Source organism: Goodfellowiella coeruleoviolacea, from assembly GCF_024171785.1.
Classification (GTDB): Bacteria; Actinomycetota; Actinomycetes; order Mycobacteriales; family Pseudonocardiaceae; genus Goodfellowiella; species Goodfellowiella coeruleoviolacea.
Window position 1 is genome coordinate 335,167 of record NZ_JAMTCK010000001.1, and the last position, 20,506, is coordinate 355,672.

Sequence of the window (20,506 nt, forward strand, 5' to 3'; positions counted from 1 at the left end):
CCTAGCCGTCCGCCGTGGCCGCGGTGCTGTGGTGCGCGGACAGGACCGGGCTCGCCTCGCCGAACCCGCCGTAGGGGCCGGCCTTGGCGCGTTTGCGGACCTCGTCGAAGTGCCGGTGCACGGCCTCGGCCGCGGCGTCGCCGTCGCCGAGCACCAGGGCGTCCACGATCTGCTGGTGCCGTTCGGCCGTGCGGGTGGCTGACGTCGGCGGGCCGCCGAGTTCGTCCTCGGCGGTGCGGTAGACGTCCCAGAACAGCCCGGCCAACTCGCGGGCGAGGTCGAAGCCGGCCTCGGCGCAGATGAGTTCGTGGAACTCGCGGTCGGCCAGCGCGCTGTCCGGTCCCTTGCGGCGCATCCGCGCGACGCACGCCTCCAGTTCGGCGATCAGCTCGGGGCGGTGCCGGCTGGCGACCCGGCGGGTCAGCTCGGTGTCGATCATCTCCCGCACTTCGAGCAGGTCCCGCAGCCGGCCGACGTCGGTGGCGCCCCGGGTGCGGGTGCGGAACAGCAGCCAGGTCTGCAGCGCCTCCGAGCCGCCGGAGCCCACGAAGGTGCCGTAGCCGTGCCGGATCTCCACGATGCCCAGTGCCTGGAGGGACTTCATCGCCTCGCGGATGGAGTTGCGGCTCACCCCGATGTCGTTCATCAGGTCGAGTTCGGTGGGCATCGGCGCCCCCGGGGGCAGTTCGCGTTCGACGATCAGGTCGATGATCCGCTTGGTGATCTCTTCGTTGCGTTGCGGGCGCGCCAATACCGTCCTCCGGATCCGCTGGTTGCCGGCATGTCGCCGCGCCGGACATCCTACGTCACGCTGCGCTGTCCACTCGGTACACCAGCGGTGATCCGCGATGTCGCGCGGACTCTTGATTCTCCAGCCGGCGAGACCTAGAGTTCGGACACCAGTCGTAGGACGTCCCATGTCCTACGACTTATCTTCTGGCGGCAATCACTGAAGTCTGGAGACGATGATGTCCCCAAGCCCGATCGGGTCCGGTCGGCCGATGAGCCGGCGCGACATGTTGCGCTTCACAGGGTTGGCGGGCACCGCGATGGCGTTCACCGCAGCGCTCAACGCGTGCGGCGGGCCAGCCTCCACGAACAAGACGGGAAACGACAAGGACTCCATCACCGCCGTGCTCGGCTACGGCAACAACCAGACGTGGGATCCGCTGCAGACCGCCTCGGCCTTCTCGATGGCCGCCAACCTGCACTGCTACGAGTCCCTGGTGGAGGGTGACCCGATCACCCGGGAACCCTTCCCCGGCCTGGCCAAGGCCCTGCCAACCGACCTGTCCGGCACGAGCCTCACCTTCCAGTTGCGCGACGGCGCCACCTGGCACGACGGCCAGCCGGTCACCGCCGACGACGTCGTCTTCACCTACGCGCGGGCACTCAGCCCGACCGAGAACGTCCTGGTGCGCAGCTTCTTCGCGAACTGGCTGCAGGAAGTGCGCAAAGTGGACGACCGCTCCGTCGAGTTCGTGCTGAAGTTCCCGTTCCCCTACGCGCTGCAACGCATCCAGACCTGCAAGATCGTGCCCAAGCACGTCTTCGACGGTCACTGGGACGACGCCGCGAACGGCAAGGTCGTCGGCTCGGGTCCGTACAAGGTGACCGAGCAGGCGCCGCTGAGCCACACCACGTTCGAGAAGTTCGAGCAGTACAACGGCCCCCGGCCGGCCGCCTACAAGAAGATGCTGTGGAAGTCCATCGTGGACGCCTCGCCCCGGGTGGCCGCGATCTCCGGTGCCAACCCGGACGCGCAGATCGTGGAGAACATCCCGGCGGCCAACGCCGAGCAGCTGCGCGCGGCCGGCCGCACCGTGGAGTTCGCCGACGGCGGCAACAACCTGTTCCTGCTGTTCAACACCGCGCACGCGCCGTTCGACGACAAGCGCGTCCGGCAGGCGCTGCACTACGCGATCGACAAGAAGAAGATGGTCGAGATCGGCCTGCAGGGCGCTGGCACGCCGGCGACCTCGTTCATCAACCCGAAGCTGCCGGTGTCCCAGCAGCCGGACACCGACCTCTCCTACAACCCGGAGAAGGCCAAGGAGCTGTTGCAGGAGGCCGGCGTGAGCGGCCTGAAGATCACCCTGTCCACCACCAACACCTCCCTGGTGGCCGGCTGCGTCACCGTGATCAAGGAGGGTTGGGACGCCATCGGCGTGGAGACCACTCTGGACTCCCAGGACACCAAGGCGCTGTTCTCCAAACTGGACAACGGCACCGACTTCCAGGTGGTCGCCACGACCAACAACCCGATGCAGTTCGGCAACGACCCGGACCTGCTCACCCGCTACTACTACGACCAGCAGTCCAACCTGAGCGCCAGGTACGCCCGCTGGACCGGGGCCGACGCCACCGCGCTGCTGCAGTTGCAGGACCAGGCCGCCGCGGAGACCGACGAGGCCAAGCGCAAGGCGCTCACCAAGCAGCTGCTGGACATGATCGCCGACCAGGCCGTCATCTACCCCGTGGTGTTCACCCAGCTCGGCACCGCGTGGGACCCGAAGGCCATCACCGGCGTGCGGGCCCAGGGCTACCCGGGCATCTACCTCAACCAGGCCAAGCCGGCCTGAGCGGAGCGAGCACATGACCGTCGTCCTGCGGATGCTGCTCGGCCGCATCCTCTCCCTGGTGCCGCTGCTGCTCGGCGTCATCCTGTTCGTCTTCGTCGTGATGCGGTTCTCCCCCGTCGACCCGGCGATGGCGGCGTTTGACGGGGCCAACGCCACCCAGGCGCAGCTCGACCAGTTCCGGCGCGAGAACGGCCTGCTCGACCCGCTGCCCGTGCAGTACGTGCGGTTCGTCTGGCACCTGGTGCAGGGCGACTTCGGGCACAGCGTGATCACCCGGCAGCCGGTCGGCGAGATCATCGCGACCGCGCTGCCGCTCACCGTCCAGCTGACCCTGCTGGGGCTGGGCATCGCCCTGGTGGTGTCACTGCTGCTCGGGGTGACCTCGGCGCTGTTCCGGGACCGCTGGCCGGACCAGCTGATCCGGGTGGTGACGCTGGCCGGGCTGGCCGCGCCGGCCTTCTGGATCGCCCTGCTGCTGGTGCAGTGGCTGGCCGTCGGCCAGGGGCTGTTCCCCACCAGCGGCTACATCAGCCCGAACGACTCGTTCACCGGCTGGCTGAACTCGCTGACCCTGCCGGCGATCTCGCTGGCCCTGCCGGTCGCCGCGCAGCTGACCCGCGTCATCCGCACGTCCATGGTGGAGGAACTGGACAAGGACTACGTGCGCACCGCGCGGGGCGGCGGCCTGCCGCCGGTGGTCGTGGTGGGGCGCAACGTGCTGCGCAACGCCCTGGTCACCCCGCTCACCGTGCTCGGGCTGCGGGTCGGCTACCTGCTCGGCGGCGCGGTGGTCATCGAAACCATGTTCGCGCTGCCCGGCATGGGGCAGAACATGATCCAGGCGGTCCTGGACGGCGACACCGCAAAGGTGCAGGGCTTCGTGATCACCATCGCGACCGGGTTCGTGCTGGTGAACCTGATCGTCGACGTCCTCTACCTGATCGTCAACCCGCGACTGAGGAGCCACTCGTGATGCGCCGCGGCCTGAGCGCGAGGCTGTCCCGGCCCGGGATCGGCTTCCGCAAACTGAACACCGTGTCCTGGGTGGCACTGGGACTGCTGGTGGTGCTGGCGCTGGTGGCCGTGTTCGGCCCGCTGATCACGCCGCACGACCCGGACGCGCTGGGCACCAGCATCGGTGGGCCGAGCGGGGAGCACTGGTTCGGCACCGACCGGTCCGGCCGGGACATCTTCTCCCGCCTGGTCCACGGCACCCGCTGGTCGCTGACGATCGGCCTGGGCGCCGTGGTGCTGGCCCTGGTGGCCGGCGGGCTGGTCGGCGCGCTCGCGGCCACCTCGGCGCGGCGGGTCGACTCGGTGATCATGCGCGTGCTGGACGTGGTCATGGCCTTCCCCGGGATCGCGCTGGCCGCGGTGCTGGTGGCGGTGTTCGGCCGGGACATCTCCGTGCTGATCCTGGCGATCGGCTTCCTGAACACGCCGCCGGTCGCCCGGGTGGTGCGGGCCAACGTGCTCGCCCAGTACGGCGAGGACTACGTCGCCGCCGAGCGGATCATCGGCGCCCGGCGCTGGTTCATCCTGGCCAGGCACGTGGCGGTGAACTGCGCCGCCCCGGTGCTGGTGTACTGCACGGTCACCGTGGCCGACGCGATCGTGTTCGAGGCGTCGCTGTCGTTCATCGGCGCGGGCATCCAGCCGCCCAACCCGTCGTGGGGCTCGGTGCTGGCCGACGGCAAGGACCTGGTGCTCACCGGCGGCTGGTGGGCCACGCTGTTCCCCGGCCTGCTGATCCTGGTCACCGTGCTGGCGCTGAACGTGCTGGCCGAACGGATCTCCGACGCGTGGGCGGCGCCGGCCGCAGCGCGCGGGGCCAACTCGGTCACCCCCAAGGCGATCGCCGCGCAGGAGTCCACCGAGAACACCGAGCCGGTGCTGCCCATCGCCGGGCTGCGCGAGGTGGGCGAGCGGCTCAGCCGCACCGCCCGCGACCTCGGTGACGCACCGCCCGTGCTCGACGTGGAGCACCTGACGATCTCCTTCCCCGGCCGGCACAACGGCGTGAACGTCGTGGACGACGTGTCGTTCACCGTGCGCGCCGGCGAGGTGCTCGGCCTGATCGGCGAGTCGGGCTGCGGCAAGTCGCTGACGTCGCTGTCCATCATGGGATTGCAGCCGGCCAATGCGCGGGTGTCCGGGCAGATCCGGTTCGAGCAGCGCGACCTGCTGGCGTTGAAGCCCAGCCAGCTGCGCCGCCACCTCGGCCACGACATCGCCATGATCTACCAGGACGCGCTGTCCTCCCTCAACCCGGCCATGACGATCCAGGCGCAGCTCAAGCAGTTCGTCCGGCGGGGCGGCACCCGCACGCCGGTGGAACTGCTGGAACTGGTCGGCCTCGATCCACAGCGGACACTGCGGGCCTACCCGCACGAGCTGTCCGGCGGGCAGCGGCAGCGGGTGCTCATCGCCATGGCCCTGTCCCGCAGCCCCAAGCTGATCGTGGCCGACGAGCCGACCACCGCGCTGGACGTCACGGTGCAGGCCCAGATCATGCGGCTGCTGCTGCGGCTGAAGGACGAACTCGGGTTCGCGCTCATCCTGGTCTCCCACGACCTGGCGCTGGTCTCCGAGGTGGCCGACCGGGTCGTGGTGATGTACGGCGGGCAGGTGGCCGAGATGGGCGCCACCGCGCAGATCATCGGCTCACCCCGGCACCACTACACGCGCGGCCTGCTCAGCGCCGTGCTGTCGCTGGAGGAGAACCAGACCACGCTGACCCAGATCCGGGGCGTGGTGCCGGCACCGGCCGACTTCCCCGCCGGCTGCCGCTTCGCCGACCGCTGCCCGGCCGCGCGGGCGGTCTGCCACCGCGAGGCACCGGCCCGCGTCGGCGACAACACCACCCACCTGATCGCCTGTCACTTCCCCGCCGAACGGATCGCGATCGGCTCGGCACAGGACGCACTGCCGGAAGGAGTCGGATCGTGAGCGAGCACCTGCTCGAACTCGACGGCGTGCACGTGGTGCACCGGGTCCGCTCGTCGAGCCTGTTCGGCCGCGACGAGGTGCACGCGCTGACCGACGCGAACCTCGTGCTCACGCCGGGGCAGACCGTCGGCGTGGTCGGCGAGTCCGGCTGCGGCAAGTCCACTCTGGCCAAGGTGGTCGTCGGCCTGCAACGCCCCACCAGCGGCACGGTCCGCTACCGGGGCACCTCCCTGTGGGCGATGGGCGCCGGGCAGCGGGCCCGCGAGTTCGGCCGGGACGTCGGCATGGTCTTCCAGGACCCGTCCACCGCGCTGAACCGCCGGCTGCCGGTCGCCCGGATCATCCGCGACCCGCTCGACGTGCACCGCGTGGGCACGCCCGCGGAGCGCGCCGACCGGGTGCGGGAGCTGATGTCGCTGGTCGGCCTGCCCAGCAGCGCCGAGCAGGCGGTGCCCAGCCAGCTGTCCGGTGGCCAGCGCCAGCGCGTGGCCATCGCGCGGGCGCTGGCGCTGCGGCCGGGGCTGCTGGTCGCGGACGAGCCGACCTCGGCGCTGGACGTGTCCGTGCGGGCGCAGATCCTCAACCTGCTGATGGACCTGCGCGACCGGCTCAACCTGGCGATGGTGTTCGTCTCCCACGACATCCAGACCGTGCGCAAGATGAGCGACCGGATCGTCACCATGTACCTCGGCCGGATCGTGGAGGAGGCGCCGGCCTCGGCCCTGCCCGACCAGGCGCACCACCCCTACACCAGGGCGTTGTTCTCGGCCACGCCCAGCCTGCTGCACGCGGTCGAACCGATCGTGCTGACCGGTCCGGTGCCGTCGGCGACCGCACCGCCCAGCGGCTGCGGCTTCCGCACCCGCTGCTGGAAGGCCACCGACGACTGCGCGCGCGCACTGCCGCCGCTCGCCTCGGCCGGTGAGTCCGCGCAGCACACCTACCGATGCATCCACCCAGAACTACCAACCGAAGTGAGTGCCCCGTGACCGCGACATTCGCCGGCGTCATCCCCCCGCTGTGCACCCCGTTCCACGACGACTTCACGGTGGACACCGGTTCGCTGCGGCGTTCGGTCGACTTCCAGCTGAACGCCGGCGTGCACGGGGTGTTCATCCTCGGCTCGTCCAGTGAGGTGGCCTTCCTGCCCGACGCGCAGCGCCGAACCGTCATGGAGACCACCATCGACGAGGTCGCCGGTCGGGTGCCGGTGCTGGTCGGCTGCATCGACATGACCACGCTGCGGGTGGCCGAACACGTGCGGGCGGCCGAAGCGGCCGGGGCGGCCGGGATCGTGGTCACCGCGCCGTACTACACCCGCACGCACGTGGCCGAGATCGAGCGGCACTTCCGGCTGCTGCGCGAGCTGACCGAGTTGCCGATCTTCGCCTACGACATCCCGATGGCCGTGCACACCAAGCTCGACGGCGAGATGGTGCTGCGGCTCGCCGAGGACGGCGTGATCGCCGGCCTGAAGGACTCCAGCGGTGACGACGCCGGGTTCCGCTACGTGCTGTTGGGCAAGCGCGACCGGGGCCTGGCCGACTTCGCCGTGTTCACCGGCTCGGAACTCGTGGTCGACTCGGTGCTGGCCATGGGCGCCGACGGCGTGGTTCCCGGCCTCGGCAACGTCGACCCCGCCGGCTACGTGGCGATCTACGACCACGTTCGCGCCGGCGACCTCGCCGCGGCCAGCGCGGAACAGGAGCGGCTGATGCGCCTGTTCACCATCACCGACGTGGCGCCGCCGAGCCGGATGGGCCGGGGATCGGCCGCGCTGGGCGCGTTCAAGGCCGCCATGAAGATGCGCGGCCTCATCGACAACGCCGTGATGGCCCCGCCGCAGTTGCCGCTCAACGACGAGGAGCTGGTGCGCATCAAGGACAAGCTCGTGGCGGCCGGCCTGCTCTGAGTTCTCCCACCGGGGCCGGGCACACCGCGGGGCAGACCACCCGCGGGTCCGGCCCCGGCACCGCCGGGCCAACCCTGGCGATCAGCCGAGCACGCCGCTCAGCGCGCTGGCCTGGGTGCGCCAGTCGAGTTGGTTGGGGGTGCCGCCCGCCCAGCGCTGGCCGAGCCGGTTGAGGGAGTCGCGGTCGGTGGCCCAGATCGAGTCGGACTGGCGGGTGGCGAACTCCTGGTAGGCGGCCACTCCGGTGGCCTCGGCCAGGTCGGCGAGGTAGCGGGCGAACACGCCCTTGAACTGCTTCTGGTTGTCGTCACACGACTTCGTGCCCACGTCGCAGGACTCGGTGAGCACCCCGGACGCGGTCAGCACGGGACTGGTGATGGCCGCGTCGGCGAGCCGGCGCGCCTGGGCGAGGTAGCGGGAGTCGTCGGTGGCGCGCCAGGCCTCCAGCAGGCCGCCGATGCCCAGCCCCTGGTTGTAGGTCCACACCGGCTGCCCGTTGTTGCGGCAGTCCCCGGTCAGGCCGTCGTTGACCAGACCGGCCGCGTTGACCAGCCCGCTGCCCAGGTACCAGTCCGCGGCGGCACGGGTGCGTTGCAGCCACACCGCGTCCCCGGCCGTGCGCCGGTGCAGCGCCGCCACCAGCCGCAGGTACAGGCCGGCGGTCACGGCGTTCTTGTAGGTGCGCTCCCGGTCCCACCACACCCCGCCACCGCAGGTGGTGGTGTCCCAGTACTGGTGGACGTAGCCGGCGATGGTGGTGGCCATGTCGAGGTAGCGGCGTTCGCCGGTGTGGTCGTAGGCGGCGATCCAGGCCAGGCCCCACCACGCGGTGTCGTCGATGGCGCGGCTGACGAAGTCGCCCTCGATCGCGTCGGAACTCTTCTGCCCCGCCGGGAACACGCCCCGGTTGACCTCGAAGGTGCGCGCGATCACCCAGTCGTAGCGCCGGTTCCCGGTGCGCGCCGCGAAGTCGATCAGCGCGGTGAGCGTGGCGGCCGTGTTCCACCAACTGCTCCGCCACCAGGCCTCGTGGGGCTGGTAGTCGTACATCAGGGCGTCGGCGGCGCCGTCCGCCCGGCTCGGCGCGGGCCGGACCCAGGCGGTGCAACTGCCCTGCTGGTGGCTGGCCTCCCGGCCGCACGCGCGCACCGCGCCGCCGTAGTGGCGGCCCCGAGGGTCGCGGGTGGCGAACATCGTGGTGCGGGTGGCGGTGTTGCCCGCGGTAACGCTGGTGCGGCCCAGCGACGAGCCACCGGGCCAGCTCGCGCCCGCGTCCCAGGACCGGTCCAGCCACACCTCGTCCCCGGGACCGCCGGCCTCGATCGTGCCCCACGCCATGGCGTTGCGGTCCACGTGCAGCCGGATGGTGCGGCCGAACAGCGTGGTGGGCGGCACCGGCTGCGCGTCGCCCACGGCGTGGCCGCTGTCGGTCCGGTCGCAGACCACGTCGCACACCACCGGGTAGATCCAGTCGGTGCAGGCCACCGCGTTCGCGTCACCGCAGGCGCGGATCAGGCCGCGCCGGTGGGTGGTCGGGTCGGTGACGTTGTACATGAGCGTGCGCGTGCCGGTCCACGTCCCCGGGATGCTCGCCTTGCCCAGCAACGGTTCCCAGGTCGCGCCACCGTCCCACGAGCGGTCCAGCCACACCGAGTCGCCGGTCACGCCGTCGTCGATGCTGCCCCACGCCATGCCGTCGGCGTCGGACACGTGCAGCACCAGCCGCCGGTTGTTGATCCGCTGCTCCGGTACCGGGAACTTCTCCTCCTTCGCCCGGGACGGGTCCAGGGTGTCGCACGCGAGCACGCACACGGCCGCCTGCGGGTGGACCGGTTCGGTGGGCACGTCGACCAACGGGGCCAGGGACAGCAGGGCGACGAGCGCGGCAAGACCAGACGGCATGGTGGGCTCCGGTCGGGGTGGGGAGCGAACGCCGACAACAATCCGAAGTGGACACTGGAAACCAGTTGGCTGCCATGAACGTTAGGCCACGACCGGTGGTCCACACAACGTGGTGGGCCAGTCCTGTCCGGTTCTGTCACACCGGTCTGCCAGACTCCGTGCATGCATCCCACCACCGAGGCGTTGGACGCGCTCGCCGCCGGAGACGTCGATCGTGCCAGGGCGATCGTCCGAACGGGCGGGTCACTGCTGGCCGAAGCGCTGTCCCAGTACCTGGCCACCGACGCGGCCAGCGCGGTGTACGACCAGCCGGCCGCGTTCGAGGCGTTCATCAACGGTGGCGGCAACATCGGCCTCTACCGGGCGGTGAGCGCGGCGCTGGCCGGGATCTACGACCGGACCCGCCCGGCCAGCCTGCTCGACATCGGCTGCGGCGACGGCCGCGCGCTGCTGCCGAGCCTGGCCGCCGGGCACCGCCCGAGTGCGCTCACCCTGGTCGAACCCGCCGCCCCGCTGCTGGCCGCGGCCGTGCGCGGGCTGGCCGAGCGCGGACTCGACCGCGGTCTGGACCTCGACGCCCGCAACACCCGGGTCGAGCCGTTCGCCGCCGCCCTCGACACGGCCTTCGACCTGGCCCAGTCGACGTTCGCGTTGCACACCCTGCCGCACGAGGTGCGCGACACCGTGCTCGCCGCGCTGGCCCCGCGGGTCGGCGCGCTCGCCGTGGTCGAGTTCGACGTGCCGGACCTGCCGCACGCCGGCCCGGAGCACCGGGCCTTCCTGGCCCGGACCTACGAGCGCGGCCTGGCCGAGTACGACACCGACCGGGACCTGGTGGCGCAGGGCTTTCTGATGCCCGTGCTCACCGGCCAGCTGGTGCCCGGCGCGACGCGGGTCACCTGGGAGCAGCCCGCGGCGCGCTGGGCCGAGCAGGTGGAGCGGGCGGGCTTCACCGACGTCCGGACCACGCCGCTGTGCGACTACTGGTCCTCGCCCGCGTTCCTGCTCACCGCCACCGGCCAGCACCGGGGCTGACGCGGACGCGTCCGCCTTGCGCCCGGCGGCGTCCACCCCCGGTGTGACGTGGCCGGGTGCGCCGGCCAGGCCCCGGGTCTCGGCTTTACAACGACGCGGTCGACCCTGATACTCGCTGGTGAGGGGAGTACTTCCCAAGGGCCTGCCCGGTCAGTACGGACATCCCGTTGGTGTCCCCGGCTTGCCGCCCCACCCGTGGGGTGAAGGAGACCTCGAACGCTGTTCGAGGAGGCTCTGTGCCCTATCCGTCCGCCGTGCCCGCCGCCGCTCCCGAGTCGATCGGCTCGTTCTGGCTGTGGGCGGTCAGCGTGCTCGTCCTGCTCGCCCTGCTGGTCGCCGACTTCGTGGTGACACGCCGTCCGCACGAGGTGTCCATGCGGGAGGCCGCGGGCTGGTCGGTGTTCTACCTCGCGCTGCCGTTCGTGTTCGGCGGCTGGCTGTGGTTCGCGTACGGCGGTGGCCAGGCACTGGACTTCGTCACCGGTTTCGTGGTGGAGAAGTCGCTGTCCGTGGACAACCTGTTCGTGTTCATGCTGCTGCTCACCGCGTTCGCCGTGCCCGCCGCCGTCCAGCAGCGGGTGCTGCTGTACGGGATCGTCGGCGCCCTGGTGCTGCGCGCGGTGTTCATCGCCGCCGGTGCCGCGCTGTTGCAGGCGGGCACCTGGGCGTTCCTGGTGTTCGGCCTGGTCCTGTTCCTGTCCGCGGTCAAGATCCTGCGCGAGGCGATCGCCGGTGAGCAGGCCGTCCGAGACGTCGCCCAGCTGCGCTCGGTGCGGCTGCTGCGCCGGCTGATGCCGGTCACCGACGACTACCGGGGTGCCCGCCTCACCGTCCACGAGCACGGGCGCCGCGCGCTGACCCCGCTGGCCCTGGTGGTGGTCGCGATCTTCGCCACCGACGTGGTGTTCGCGGTCGACTCGGTGCCCGCCGTCTACGGCATCACCGCCGACCCCTACCTGGTGTTCGCCACCAACGCCTTCGCCCTGCTGGGCCTGCGCGCGCTGTACTTCGTGCTGCACAGCGCGCTGGCCAAGCTGGTCCACCTCAACCACGGACTGGCGATCATCCTGGCGTTCATCGGCGTCAAGCTGGTCCTGCACTGGGCCCACGGCGTCTGGCCGGCGGTGCCGGAGATCCCCACGCCGCTCTCGCTCGTCGTGATCGCGCTCGTGCTGGCGACCGTGACGGTGACGAGCCTGCGCCGGCGTTCCCGGGACACCGCCGTCAAGCGCTGAGCGGGCGGCCGCCCTCCGGCCTGACCGCCAGCCACAGTACAGGTCAGGCCTGGGCGGTCGGTCGGATCACGATCTCGTTCACGTCCACATCGGCCGGTTGCTCGATGGCGAACGCGATGGCGCGGGCGATCGCCTCCGGTGCGATCGCGATCCGGTCCCTGGTCTCGGCGAGCTGGGCCCGCACCTCCGGGTTCGCCGCGGCGTCCGCGAAGTCCGTGGCGACGAACCCGGGCGACACCACGGTCACCCGCAGCCCGTCGCCGGCCTCCTGGCGCAGGCCCTCGGAGATGGCGCGCACCGCGAACTTGGTGCCGGCGTAGACCGCCATGCTCGGCGCGACGGTGTGTCCCGCGGTGGAGGCGGTGTTGATGATGTGCCCGAAGCCCTGCGCGCGGAAGACGGGCAGGGCCGCCGCGATGCCGTGCAGCACGCCCTTGATGTTCACGTCGACCATCTCGTCCCAGTCGTCGACCCGCAGCTCGTCCAGCGGGGAGATCGGGCCGACCCCGGCGTTGTTGACCAGCACGTCGAGCTTGCCGCACCGCTGCACGGCCGACCCGACCAGGCCGACCAGGTCGTCGCGGCGCCGCACGTCGGTGGGCACGCACAGGGCGTGGCCGCCGGCCCGGGTGATGCGCTCGGCCAGCTCGGCGAGGCGGTCGGCGCGCCGGGCGCCCAGCACGAGGGTGGCGCCGCGCTCGGCCAGCAGCAGCGCGGTCCGCGCACCGATCCCGCTGCTGGCTCCGGTGATGGCGACGACCCTGCCGTCGAGTTCCGACATCTGTCACGTCCTTCTTCCCAGTCGCCACGACGGGCGAGGAATGCCCTAGAGTGAAAGTGGAGGCGCCGCCGCTTCTTCCAGAGTAACCGGACACGCCTCCACTTCGCCAGCGGAGGAGGAGAACGCCGTCGATGACCAGGCACGCAGAGCGCCCGCTCCGGGCTGACGCGCAGCGCAACCGGGAGAAGATCCTGGCCACCGCGGTGCGCGTGTTCACCGAACAGGGGCTGGACGCGCACCTCGAACAGATCGCCAGGCAGGCGGGCGTGGGCACCGGCACCCTCTACCGGAACTTCCCCACCAGGCAGGCCCTGATCGAGGCCGCCTACCGCAACGAGCTGGCCAAGCTGTGCGACGCCGCCCCGGAACTGCTGGCGACCGCGCCACCGCAGGCGGCACTGCGCGCCTGGACCCGCCGCTTCCTCGACTACGTGTCCGCCAAGCTGGGCATGGCCGACGCGCTGCGGACGGTGGTGGACTCCGGCGGCAACCCCTACGCGCAGAGCAAGGACCTGATCCTGGCCGCCCTGGCCACGCTCATGGACGCCGGGGTCGCGGCCGGCACCGTCCGCTCCGACATCAGCGCGGCCGACATGCTCGCCAGCCTCACCGGCATCGCCCTCGCCTCGGGCAAACCCGACCAGCGCGAGCAGGCCGAACGCCTGCTCGACCTCACCTTGGACGGCCTGGCCGCGGGAGCCGCCAGGCAGGGGTGAGCGCCACCGGGTCGGCGACCGCTACGCCGCGTCATCGGTGTCATCGGTGTCCCACAGCTCGGCGCGGTGGGCGTCGACCAGTGCGCCGACCCGGGCCAGCACCTCGGCCGCGGGCCGGGCGGGCAGCCGCCGGCCGTCCCGCAGGCGCAGGGCGACCTGGTCGGCGGCGGCCTCCCGGGCGCCGATGACCGCCTGGTAGGGCACCAGCCGGGCGGCGCGCACGCGCGCGCCCAGGCTGCCCAGCTCCGGCCCGGACAGCTCCGCCCGCAGCCCCGCCGCACCGCACCGCCGCACCAGCTCGGCGGCCTGGGGCAGCTCCGCCTCGGAGATGGGCAGGACGACCAGCTGGGTGGGGGCCAGCCAGGCGGGGAAGGCCCCGCCGTGCTGCTCGATCAGGTGGGCCACGGCCCGCTCCATGCTGCCCAGGATGCTGCGGTGCACCATCACCACGCGGTGCCTGGCGCTGTCCGGGCCGATGTAGTGCAGGTCGAACCGCTCGGGCTGGTGGAAGTCGATCTGCACGGTGGACAGGGTGGACTCGCGGCCCGCGCTGTCGGCGACCTGCACGTCGATCTTGGGGCCGTAGAACGCCGCCTCGCCGGCCACGGACTCGTAGGCCAGCCCCGACCGGTCGAGGACCTCGGTCAGCAGGGCGCCGGCGCGCTGCCACATCTCGGGCGCGGCCACGTACTTGCCGCCCTCCCCCGGCAGCGACAGCCGGTAGCGGGCCGGGCGGATGCCCAGTGCCCGGTAGGCCAGCCGGATCAGCTCCAGGGCGGCCCGCGCCTCGTCAACGGCCTGGTCCAGGGTGCAGAAGATGTGCGCGTCGTTGAGCTGGATCGCCCGCACCCGGGTCAGCCCGCCGAGCACCCCGGACAGCTCGGCGCGGTACATGCCGCCCAGCTCGGCGATGCGCAGCGGCAGCTCCCGGTAGCTGTGCGCGCGGGAGCGGTAGATCAACGCGTGGTGCGGGCACAGGCTGGGCCGCAGCACCACCTGCTCGCCGCCGAGGTCCATCGGCGGGAACATGTCCTCGCTGTAGTGCGACCAGTGGCCGGAGATCTCGTACAGCTCCCGCTTGCCCAGCACGGGCGAGTACACGTGCCGGTAGCCGGCCTGGCGCTCCACCCCGCGGATGTACTCCTCCAGGGTGTGGCGCAGCACGGCGCCGTCGGGCAGCCAGTAGGGCAGCCCGGCGCCGATCAACGGGTCGCTGTCGAACAGGCCCAGCTCACGGCCGAGCTTGCGGTGGTCGTGCACGGTGGTCTCCTCGCGGTGGTGGGCGAGTGACCAGACGGCGAAGCCCCGGGGCACCCGCCCCGGGGCTTCGAACCAAGGATCAGCTCAGCGCGCCGGGACCGTGTCCGGCGTCGTAGTCAGACCAGCGCGCTGCATGCGGTGACCCTAACAGACCCAGTGCGCACCGCGCCGCCCTTTCTCACCGGCGCGGCGATCACCGCCGCGCGCAGCAGCGCGGTCGTCGTCTCCGCGAACGCGGCGCGCGGTGCGCGGTGCGCGGTGCGACTCCCACCCGATCCCCTGTCGATCCAACCCGGTCATCCGCCGGCGGGTGTGGTCGCCGGTCAGCCCGCCGACCGGTCGGCGCGGGTGAGTGCCGGCGCGAAGGCCACGGCGAACACGCACAGCACCACCGGCACGGCGAACGCGACGTTGAGCGGCATCCACCGGGTCAGCCCGCCGATCAGCGCGGGCCCGGCGAGCAGGCCGACGTAGCCGAGCCCGACGACCTTCGCCATCAGCGCGCCCGAGGCCCGGGTGTCCAGGTTGCCAGCGGCGCTGAACAGCTGCGGCACCCCGCCGGACAGGCCGAGGCCGAACAGCGCCCAGCCCACCAGGGCCAGCGGCACCCACGGGGCGAGCGCGGCCGCGGTCAGGCCCACCGCGGCCAGGGCGGAGCCGTACCGGACGATCGCCACCGGGCCGACCAGCGCGGCCACCCGGTCGGTGGCGAACCGGCCGACGGTCATGGCGACGGCGAACGCGCCGTACCCGAACGCGGCGGTGCTCGTGGTGGTGCCGAGCACGTCCTCCAGGTGCAGCGCGGCCCAGTCGTTGGCCACGCCCTCGGCGAGCATCAGGGCGAAGGCCACCGCGCCCAGCAGCCACACCAGCCGCGTCGGCGCCGCGCCGGTGCTGGCGGGTTCGGCTGCGTCGGTGTCCGCGCTGGCCGGGGTGGGCTCGGCTTCGATCAGGAACCGGCCGGCGACCAGCGAGGCGAGCACGCAGAACGCCCCGCAGCAGCCCAGCGACACGGCGGCGGGCACGCCGGCGCCGAGGGTGGCCGCGCCGACCACCGCCGCGATCGCCCCGCCGATCGACCACATGGCGTGGAAGGCCGCCATGATCGGCCGAGGGTAGGCGCGCTCGACCACCACGGCGTGCGAGTTCATGGCGACGTCGAGGGCACCGTTGCCGAAGCCGACTAACAGCAGGCTCAGCCCCAGCGCCCACCACGACCCGGCCAGGCCGGGACCGACCAGCGCCAGCCCCAGGAGCACGCCGGCCGCGGGGACCAGCCGGCGGTGGCCGAGCCGGTCGGCCAGCGGGCCGGCCACCTGCATGCCGACGAAGGCCGCGCCGCCGAGCACCAGCAGCAGTGCCCCCAGCGTGCTGTGCGAGATGGCGGTGGCGCGCTCGATGCTCGGGATGTGCACCACCCACATGCCGACGGCGAACCCGTTGAGGCCGAAGAAGATCCAGGTGGCCACGCGGGCCACGCGCGGGCGGGGCGGGGAGAGGACGGTCATCGGCTGAGGCCTCCTGTGGGGTGGGGCGGCCGGCGGCGTGCGTGGGCAGCGCGCCGGGCCGGTGGACGGTGGTCCGCTGCCGGTCGGCGCCGCACACGCCACGACCCCAGCAAGGACCACGGATTCGCACAATAATCTTGTGCGTACGATCACGACAACTGTGTGATGTTCCGCTGCGGCATGATGAACGGGTGCATGGCACCGAGACCACCGCGACGTCGTGACCGCCGGGGGCTACCTGAAGGGCCGGATCCGCCGGGAGGACATCATCACGGCGGCGGCCACCGCGTACGCCGAGGCCGGCTACCAGGGTTCGTCGCTGCGCGAGATCGCCAAGCGGGTGGGGATCTCCCACGCCGGCCTGCTGTACCACTTCCCCACCAAGGAAGCCCTGCTCGCCGCGGTGCTGGAGCGCCGGGACGCGGAGGACGCCGAGCGCGAGCAGCTGGCGGCGCCGCCCGGGCTCGCGGTCCTCCGGCACTTCGTCGCACTGGCCGAGCACAACGTCCGCCACCCGGGCATCGTCGACCTGTACACGCGGCTCGCGGCCGAGGCGGTCGCCGCCGACCACCCGGCACACGAGTACTTCGAGCGCCACTACCGCATCGCGCGGGAGAACGTGCTGCGGTCGTTCCAGGCGTTGGCGGCCAACGGTGAACTGCGGCCCGGCGTCGACCCGCACGCCGCCGCCCTGACGTTCATCGCGCTGATGGACGGCCTGCAGGTGCAGTGGTTGACCACGCCCGACGAGGTGGACCTCGTCGGGTCGCTGCGGTTCTACCTGAGCACCCTGCTCACCGTCCCACTCGACTAGCCAGGGCCGCCGGTCAGAGCGTGCGCGCGTGCGGGTCCCAGTCGGCGGGCAGCGCGGGCGGGATCTCGGCGCTGCTCGCCACCGCCACGGTCTGCCCCCGCACGATCGACTCGTCAATGGCCAGCATCGCGTCCAGCACGTGGTAGGCCAGCTCACCCGAGGCGCGCTCCGGCACGCCGGCGCGGATCGCCCTGGCCAGTTCCAGCGCACCCGTGCCGCGCGAGGCCGGGTGTCCCCGCGCCGCCAGCTCCTCCGGCTCCCCGTGCCCGACCAGGTGCAGCAGGGTCGCGCCGTCGAACCGGTTCGGATCGGGCAGCACGGCGGCCCCGTACGTGCCGATCACCTCCAGGCTGGCGCGCGGTAACGCCGAGTCGAAGGTGAGCAGCAACTGGGCACACCCGCCCCGGTGGAACTCGACCAGGGCCCGGACCGTGGTCGGCACGGTCACCGGGAACTCGGTGCCGGCCCGGGGACCGGAGCCGATGACCCTGGTCTCGCGGGCGCGGTCACCGCTGGCCGTGACCTGGCGGATCGGCCCGAACAGGTGGACCAGTGCGGTCAGGTAGTAGGGCCCCATGTCCAGCAGTGGCCCGCCGCCGGCCTGGAACAGGAACTCCGGCGCCACGTGCCAGCTCTCCGGGCCCGGCGTCTGGAACAGCGCCAGCGCGGTGCGCGGGTCACCGATGCGGCCGTCGTCCACGGCCCGCCGCGCGGTCTGCAGGCCGGCCCCGAGCACGGTGTCGGGTGCGCTGGCCACCCGCAGCCCGCTGTCCCGCGCCCGGTCGAGCAGCGCCCGGCCGCTCTGCCGGTCCAGGGCGAGCGGCTTCTCGGTCCACACGTGCTTGCCCGCCGCCAGCGCGGCCAGCCCGACCTCCACGTGCGCCGCCGGGATGGTCAGGTTGACGACCAGCTCGATCTCCGGGTTGTCCAGCAGCTCGGCCGCGGTGCCCGACCACGGCACGCCGTGCTTGGCCGCCTGCGCCCCGGCCCGCGCGGTGTCCAGGTCGGCCACGCCCAGCACGCGCAGGTCCGGGAAGCTGGTGAGGTTCTCCAGGTAGGTGTCGCTGATGACGCCGGCGCCGATGACGCCAACGCCCACCGGCCCCGTGCCGGCGCTCACCGCTCGGCCCCGATCGGGTCGACACCGGTCAGGAAGGCGTGGCTGGCGGCGATGCCGGCGAAGAGGTCCCCGGCGTAGGCGTCGAACTCGACCACGCGCAGCGCGTCCGGCGCGGCCGCGAGCACCTCGGTGACCGGTACCCGCCCCTGCCCGGCCGGGACCTGGCCGGTCGCGTCGGTGGCGAGGTCGCCGTCCTTGACGTGGATGGCGTGCACGCGCTCGCCCAGCCCGCGCAGCAGTGCGGGCACGTCCGCGCCGCCGGCCAGCGCCCAGTAGGTGTCGACCTCCAGCACGACCTGCGGGTCGAGCTGGTCGGCGAACACCTCGAACGCGCTGCGGCCGTCGATCCGGGACTCCAGCTCCCACCAGTGGTTGTGGTAGCCGACCCGCAGCCCGTGCTCGGCGGCGAGCCCGGCCGCGCTGTTGAGGGCGGCGGCGGTCGCGGCGATGTCCGCCGGGTCCCGCCACCGCTCGGGCTGGACGAACGGGTCGATGACGACCTCGATGCCCAGTTCGGCCGCGGCGGCGAACACGGCGTGCTGGTCGACGCCGATGAGCTGCGCGTGCGCGGTCGGCGCGGTCAGCCCGTTGTCCGCCAGCCCGGTGCGCAGCGCGGCCACGTTCTCGACCACGCCGTAGGGCTCGACCCGGGTGAACCCGATCGCGGCCAGCCGCCGCAGCGTGTCCGCGGGATCGGCGGCGAACGCCTCGCGCACCGAGTACAGCTGCACGGAAAGCCTGCTCATTCCAGCTCCTGACGTCGACCCTGACTTCATGGAAGCGCTCCCACAGTTTTCTACCACCTGGTCAAAATTGCTGCCAGAGCTTTTCCGCCTGGTAGCCGCGTCGGCCGGAACCGGACAGCCCGGTCAGCACCCCCGCCCCCACCGCCGGGCCCGATCACGGCGAGGCACCCGCACCGGTCGTGCACAATGCCGGCGGCAGGCCAGGTGGAAGCAGTGGACAGGAGGGCAGCGCCATGCGGCAGCGCACCACGGACGGCAGCGCCGGGGACGCCGACTACGGCAGCATCGGCACCAACTACGCCGTCTACCGCCGACCCGACCCGCGCATCGCCGAGGCCATCTCGCGCGCCCTGGGCCAGGCCCGCACCGTGCTCAACGTGGGCGCCGGGGCCGGCTCCTACGAGTCGGTCGCCCGCCAGGTCACCGCGGTGGAACCGGCCGCGGCCATGCGCGCGCAGCGCCCCGCCGACCTGCCCGAGGCCATCGACGCGGTGGCCGAGGACGTGCCGTTCGCCGACAACACCTTCGACGCGGCCATGACCACGTTCAGCGTGCACCAGTGGAGCGATGTCGCCGCGGGCCTGCGGGAGATGCGCCGGGTGGCCACCGGACCGGTGCTGGTCCTCACCTGCGACCCGCAGCGCGTCCGCGACTTCTGGCTGCACGAGTACGCCCCGCTCGTGCTGGACACCGAGGCCCGGCGCTACCCCGCCATCGAGGACATCACGCGGATCCTCGGCGGCACGGTCACCGTTGAGCCGGTGCCGATCCCCCTGGACTGCACCGACGGCTTCAACGAGGCCTACTACGGCCGCCCGGAGCGGCTGCTCGACCCCGGCGCCCGCCAGGCCTGCTCGGCCTGGAGCTTCGTGGCCGAGGCCACCCGCGCGCACTACGTCGACCAGCTCCGCGCCGACCTGGACAGCGGGGCCTGGGACCAACGTCACGGCCACCTCCGCCGGCAACCGGAGTTCACCGGCTCACTCGTGCTCGTCCGGGCCCTCCCGTAGCACCGCACCGGCCGCACCCCCAGCCGGCTGGTCGTTGTGCGCCAACGGTTTCCGGTGCCCCGACAGGCAGGGGCGGGCCCGGCTCGGGTCGATGGTCAGCGTCCGGCCGGCCAGGTCGACGGCGAGCCAGCCCGTCACGTCCTCGGCCGGGCACAGGTCGGTCCAGGCCGGCACGGTCCCGCCAGCCGCGGCGGAACCGAGGAACAGCGTGAAGTTCCACTGTTCCTGCCAGTCCTGGCCGTGACCGACCCAGGCGCGCCCCCGCACCCTGGGCCGGTCACCGCCGGACTCCACCGCGCCGGGCAGGAAGCCGTCGCACCAGAGGTGGCTGATGTCCTTGTCGGCGAACCCCTCCAGCTCACGGGAGACCCGGTACTCCAACCACGTCCAGAACTCGCGATCGTCCACAACGCTCCTCACCCGCCGGGCTTCCCCACCACCAGCGTCCGGCCCCACCGGCCGTTCTCCCTGTGCCCCAACGCTTTTCGGCCCTAGTCGGCGATCAGGACGCGGCGCCGGTGGGGACCGCGCTCCTGCTGGCGGCGCACCAGCCACCGGCCGGGTGCCACCCCGCTGCCCCCGTGCTCGGGGTGCACCAGGTAGACCGGCGCGATGTTCTCGAACATCACGATGGCCAGGCCGAGCGGGTCGTGCACCGACCCAATCCACCAACAGGTGTCCGGGTCCGCCACCAGGGTGTGCGGGTTGTTGCCGGCCACCCCGCGCACCAGTTCCACGCCCCCGGCCGCGACCGCCTGCCAGTGCGCCCAGGAGTCCGGGGTCACGGTGGTGAGCATGGCCATCGGGATGACGATCAGGTCGCCCTGGGCCTGAAGCCCGTCGACCACCGGGATGGTGGCCTGCCGTTCCAGGTGGTCCAGGGCGTCGACGTTGGTCCGGTCGAGCAGTTCTGCCAGATTCATGATGATCACCTGT

The 20,506-nt window shown here is 72.3% G+C and carries 19 protein-coding genes; 10 read left to right on the forward strand and 9 right to left on the reverse strand.

The window, feature by feature from the left end:
• Nucleotide 1 precedes the first annotated feature (1 nt).
• The gene (locus tag LX83_RS01250; protein ID WP_253766018.1) at nucleotides 2-751 is read right to left on the reverse strand and encodes a FadR/GntR family transcriptional regulator; all 750 of its coding nucleotides are present in this window, start codon (nucleotides 749-751) and stop codon (nucleotides 2-4) included.
• Between the two features lie 265 nt (nucleotides 752-1,016).
• On the opposite strand from LX83_RS01250, the gene LX83_RS01255 reads away from it, so the two are divergent.
• The 5 genes from LX83_RS01255 to LX83_RS01275 are packed head-to-tail and all read left to right on the forward strand — an operon-like array spanning nucleotide 1,017 to nucleotide 7,443.
• Nucleotides 1,017-2,582, forward strand: a complete 1,566-nt coding sequence (locus tag LX83_RS01255) for an ABC transporter substrate-binding protein (RefSeq protein WP_253766020.1) — start codon at nucleotides 1,017-1,019, stop codon at nucleotides 2,580-2,582.
• Between the two features lie 13 nt (nucleotides 2,583-2,595).
• Nucleotides 2,596-3,555 carry an ABC transporter permease gene (locus LX83_RS01260; protein ID WP_253766022.1) on the forward strand — a complete coding sequence of 320 codons (960 nt, stop codon included), beginning with the start codon at nucleotides 2,596-2,598 and terminating at the stop codon, nucleotides 3,553-3,555.
• The gene (locus LX83_RS01265) at nucleotides 3,555-5,531 is read left to right on the forward strand and encodes a dipeptide/oligopeptide/nickel ABC transporter permease/ATP-binding protein (RefSeq protein ID WP_253766024.1); all 1,977 of its coding nucleotides are present in this window, start codon (nucleotides 3,555-3,557) and stop codon (nucleotides 5,529-5,531) included. The genes LX83_RS01260 and LX83_RS01265 overlap by 1 nt, the downstream gene beginning before the upstream one ends.
• Entirely contained in the window at nucleotides 5,528-6,520 is a 993-nt protein-coding gene (locus LX83_RS01270) for an oligopeptide/dipeptide ABC transporter ATP-binding protein (RefSeq protein WP_253766026.1), read from the forward strand. The genes LX83_RS01265 and LX83_RS01270 overlap by 4 nt, the downstream gene beginning before the upstream one ends.
• Nucleotides 6,517-7,443: a dihydrodipicolinate synthase family protein gene (locus LX83_RS01275; RefSeq protein WP_253766028.1), complete on the forward strand. Its 927-nt coding sequence runs from the start codon at nucleotides 6,517-6,519 to the stop codon at nucleotides 7,441-7,443. The genes LX83_RS01270 and LX83_RS01275 overlap by 4 nt, the downstream gene beginning before the upstream one ends.
• Before the next feature lie 81 nt (nucleotides 7,444-7,524).
• Here LX83_RS01275 and LX83_RS01280 read toward each other — a convergent pair whose 3' ends face one another.
• Nucleotides 7,525-9,345, reverse strand: coding sequence for a glycoside hydrolase family 76 protein (locus tag LX83_RS01280; RefSeq protein WP_253766030.1), 1,821 nt, complete (start codon nucleotides 9,343-9,345; stop codon nucleotides 7,525-7,527).
• A gap of 162 nt (nucleotides 9,346-9,507) precedes the next feature.
• Between LX83_RS01280 and LX83_RS01285 the strand changes: the two genes are divergently transcribed.
• Both LX83_RS01285 and LX83_RS01290 read left to right on the forward strand, forming a co-directional pair.
• Entirely contained in the window at nucleotides 9,508-10,380 is an 873-nt protein-coding gene (locus LX83_RS01285) for a class I SAM-dependent methyltransferase (RefSeq protein ID WP_253766032.1), read from the forward strand.
• Between the two features lie 236 nt (nucleotides 10,381-10,616).
• Complete coding sequence (locus tag LX83_RS01290; protein ID WP_253766034.1) at nucleotides 10,617-11,615, forward strand: TerC/Alx family metal homeostasis membrane protein; 999 nt, start codon at nucleotides 10,617-10,619, stop codon at nucleotides 11,613-11,615.
• A gap of 43 nt (nucleotides 11,616-11,658) precedes the next feature.
• Here LX83_RS01290 and LX83_RS01295 read toward each other — a convergent pair whose 3' ends face one another.
• Nucleotides 11,659-12,396, reverse strand: coding sequence for an SDR family oxidoreductase (locus LX83_RS01295; protein ID WP_253766036.1), 738 nt, complete (start codon nucleotides 12,394-12,396; stop codon nucleotides 11,659-11,661).
• Nucleotides 12,397-12,527: 131 nt separating this feature from the next.
• On the opposite strand from LX83_RS01295, the gene LX83_RS01300 reads away from it, so the two are divergent.
• The gene (locus tag LX83_RS01300; protein WP_253766038.1) at nucleotides 12,528-13,112 is read left to right on the forward strand and encodes a TetR/AcrR family transcriptional regulator; all 585 of its coding nucleotides are present in this window, start codon (nucleotides 12,528-12,530) and stop codon (nucleotides 13,110-13,112) included.
• A gap of 21 nt (nucleotides 13,113-13,133) precedes the next feature.
• On the opposite strand, the gene thrS is transcribed toward LX83_RS01300, so the two are convergent.
• Both thrS and LX83_RS01310 read right to left on the reverse strand, forming a co-directional pair.
• A complete protein-coding gene (gene thrS / locus LX83_RS01305; protein ID WP_308203888.1) occupies nucleotides 13,134-14,426 on the reverse strand; it encodes a threonine--tRNA ligase in 1,293 nt (430 codons plus the stop codon).
• A 269-nt stretch (nucleotides 14,427-14,695) separates the two neighbouring features.
• Nucleotides 14,696-15,880 (reverse strand): MFS transporter, encoded by a 1,185-nt coding sequence (locus tag LX83_RS01310; RefSeq protein WP_253766042.1) that lies wholly within the window; start codon nucleotides 15,878-15,880, stop codon nucleotides 14,696-14,698.
• A gap of 220 nt (nucleotides 15,881-16,100) precedes the next feature.
• Here LX83_RS01310 and LX83_RS01315 point away from each other — a divergent pair, with 220 nt between their 5' ends.
• Nucleotides 16,101-16,694: a TetR/AcrR family transcriptional regulator gene (locus tag LX83_RS01315; RefSeq protein WP_253766044.1), complete on the forward strand. Its 594-nt coding sequence runs from the start codon at nucleotides 16,101-16,103 to the stop codon at nucleotides 16,692-16,694.
• A 13-nt stretch (nucleotides 16,695-16,707) separates the two neighbouring features.
• Here LX83_RS01315 and LX83_RS01320 read toward each other — a convergent pair whose 3' ends face one another.
• Nucleotides 16,708-17,814: a Gfo/Idh/MocA family protein gene (locus tag LX83_RS01320; protein WP_253766046.1), complete on the reverse strand. Its 1,107-nt coding sequence runs from the start codon at nucleotides 17,812-17,814 to the stop codon at nucleotides 16,708-16,710.
• Nucleotides 17,811-18,560, reverse strand: a complete 750-nt coding sequence (locus tag LX83_RS01325; protein ID WP_253766048.1) for a sugar phosphate isomerase/epimerase family protein — start codon at nucleotides 18,558-18,560, stop codon at nucleotides 17,811-17,813. Before LX83_RS01325 ends, LX83_RS01320 begins: the two co-directional genes overlap by 4 nt.
• Before the next feature lie 233 nt (nucleotides 18,561-18,793).
• Here LX83_RS01325 and LX83_RS01330 point away from each other — a divergent pair, with 233 nt between their 5' ends.
• On the forward strand, nucleotides 18,794-19,570 hold the full coding sequence (locus LX83_RS01330; RefSeq protein ID WP_253766050.1) for a class I SAM-dependent methyltransferase: 777 nt from the start codon (nucleotides 18,794-18,796) through the stop codon (nucleotides 19,568-19,570).
• Here the strand turns inward: LX83_RS01330 and LX83_RS01335 are convergent.
• Complete coding sequence (locus LX83_RS01335) at nucleotides 19,541-19,978, reverse strand: hypothetical protein (protein ID WP_253766052.1); 438 nt, start codon at nucleotides 19,976-19,978, stop codon at nucleotides 19,541-19,543. The two genes, LX83_RS01330 and LX83_RS01335, sit on opposite strands and share 30 nt — an antisense overlap.
• Nucleotides 19,979-20,061: 83 nt before the next feature.
• Complete coding sequence (locus LX83_RS01340; protein WP_253766054.1) at nucleotides 20,062-20,493, reverse strand: hypothetical protein; 432 nt, start codon at nucleotides 20,491-20,493, stop codon at nucleotides 20,062-20,064.
• Nucleotides 20,494-20,506 lie beyond the last annotated feature (13 nt).

What these genes read in the sequence shown, in the direction of transcription:
- LX83_RS01310 (WP_253766042.1), bottom strand. Translation starts at nt 15,880, where the DNA reads ATGACCGTCCTCTCCCCGCCCCGCCCGCGCGTGGCCCGCGTGGCCACC.
- LX83_RS01255 (WP_253766020.1), top strand. Translation starts at nt 1,017, where the DNA reads ATGTTGCGCTTCACAGGGTTGGCGGGCACCGCGATGGCGTTCACCGCA.
- LX83_RS01295 (WP_253766036.1), bottom strand. Translation starts at nt 12,396, where the DNA reads ATGTCGGAACTCGACGGCAGGGTCGTCGCCATCACCGGAGCCAGCAGC.
- LX83_RS01285 (WP_253766032.1), top strand. Translation starts at nt 9,508, where the DNA reads ATGCATCCCACCACCGAGGCGTTGGACGCGCTCGCCGCCGGAGACGTC.
- LX83_RS01325 (WP_253766048.1), bottom strand. Translation starts at nt 18,560, where the DNA reads ATGAGCAGGCTTTCCGTGCAGCTGTACTCGGTGCGCGAGGCGTTCGCC.
- LX83_RS01340 (WP_253766054.1), bottom strand. Translation starts at nt 20,493, where the DNA reads ATGAATCTGGCAGAACTGCTCGACCGGACCAACGTCGACGCCCTGGAC.
- LX83_RS01300 (WP_253766038.1), top strand. Translation starts at nt 12,528, where the DNA reads ATGACCAGGCACGCAGAGCGCCCGCTCCGGGCTGACGCGCAGCGCAAC.
- LX83_RS01260 (WP_253766022.1), top strand. Translation starts at nt 2,596, where the DNA reads ATGACCGTCGTCCTGCGGATGCTGCTCGGCCGCATCCTCTCCCTGGTG.
- LX83_RS01280 (WP_253766030.1), bottom strand. Translation starts at nt 9,345, where the DNA reads ATGCCGTCTGGTCTTGCCGCGCTCGTCGCCCTGCTGTCCCTGGCCCCG.
- LX83_RS01265 (WP_253766024.1), top strand. Translation starts at nt 3,555, where the DNA reads ATGCGCCGCGGCCTGAGCGCGAGGCTGTCCCGGCCCGGGATCGGCTTC.
- LX83_RS01330 (WP_253766050.1), top strand. Translation starts at nt 18,794, where the DNA reads ATGCGGCAGCGCACCACGGACGGCAGCGCCGGGGACGCCGACTACGGC.